Raw genomic sequence first — 1,332 nt, forward strand, 5'->3', positions numbered from 1 at the left:
TATCACAACGGCCGGGAAATCACCCAATGTAAACTCCATAATATTACGACCATTGTCGCGCACCCTGCGCCAGGAATAAGTAAAGAAAGTGCAACCCAACCGGATTATTTAGTCGCCAAGTTCACCTACAATAAGCAAGACGATACGTATACTTGTCCACAGGGCGAAACTTTACAAACTACCGGACGCTGGCACAAGAAAACCGGCCGAACAGAGCAAAGCGGGTACCAATTCAAGAAATACCGAACGCCAGCTTGCAAGGAATGTCCCGTGAAACACCGCTGCACATCAAGGCCTGCGGGAAGGGAGATTGACCGCAGCGAGTATGCTGATGCCGTTGAAGAAAACAACAAACGGTATCAGGAAAACCCACAATTGTACCGCACACGACAGGAGATCAACGAACATATCTTTGGAACGATTAAGAGACAATGGGGCTACAACCACACGAATTTAACGGGACTAGAAAAAGTAAATGGTGAACACAGCTTAATTATGCTAGTGTACAACATCAAACGTGCGATAAACATACTCACAGTTCCCGACTTAATAGATAAACTCAAGAAATGGAAGTCACCTTACAAAACCAAAGGTGTTATTATTTTTAGGAGGGTTTATTTAAGCCTTTTTAAGGACTTAATCGAAATGAACCTAACAATTGCTGCCTAAAAAACAAGCTTGCTTAGCGTAGCTCTATGCTATTATACAGCGATAGATTTTGAGGTTATTCAGTGAAAAACGGAGTTTTTTCACAACCTGACGTCAGTCTGTGAAAAAACCTCGGTTTATTTCTTTCAAAAATAGTCAAATTATTTTAATAAAAGGAAGAAAAGTTGTATATTTAACAATGCAACACATCACAGGAATACCGCGCAACCAAATGTGTTTTTCTAGTTTAGAAGACACGATTTTACCAGACAACCCCGTTCGTTTTATAGATGCCTTTGTAGATGCCCTGAGTTTAACGGCGATGGGTTTTACCGTACAAACTATAAAAAGTGAAGGCAGACCGAGTTACGATACTAAGCTGTTTCTTAAAATCTATATGTATGGTTATCTCAATGGATTAAGAAGCTCGCGAAAGTTAGAAAAGGAGTGCGCTCGTAATATAGAGTTGCAGTGGCTTTTATGCGGCATCATCCCCAACTACCACAGTATATCCGACTTTAGAAAGGGGAATCCAACAGGACTTAAAAAACTCTTCAAACTCTTTGTATCTTTTCTAAAAGATGCCGAATTGATATCTGGAGCAGTAATTGCCATCGATGGTACCAAAAGCCGGGCCCACAATAGCAAAAAAGCAAACTTTAACCAAAAGAAGATAGACCGTCA

The 1,332-nt window shown here is 40.7% G+C and carries 2 protein-coding genes; both read left to right on the plus strand.

Translation table 11 applies throughout. From position 1 onward, the window contains the following. The first annotated feature begins 75 nt into the window (after positions 1–75). The gene (locus tag BUA99_RS14720) at positions 76–669 is read left to right on the plus strand and encodes a transposase (protein WP_234972987.1); all 594 of its coding nucleotides are present in this window, start codon (positions 76–78) and stop codon (positions 667–669) included. Between the two features lie 178 nt (positions 670–847). Next, the coding region (locus tag BUA99_RS14725; protein WP_143151722.1) for a transposase at positions 848–1,332 on the plus strand (485 nt) is incomplete at its 3' end.

Origin of the sequence: Flavobacterium segetis, from assembly GCF_900129575.1 — a bacterium.
In the GTDB taxonomy this organism is placed as follows: Bacteria; Bacteroidota; Bacteroidia; order Flavobacteriales; family Flavobacteriaceae; genus Flavobacterium; species Flavobacterium segetis.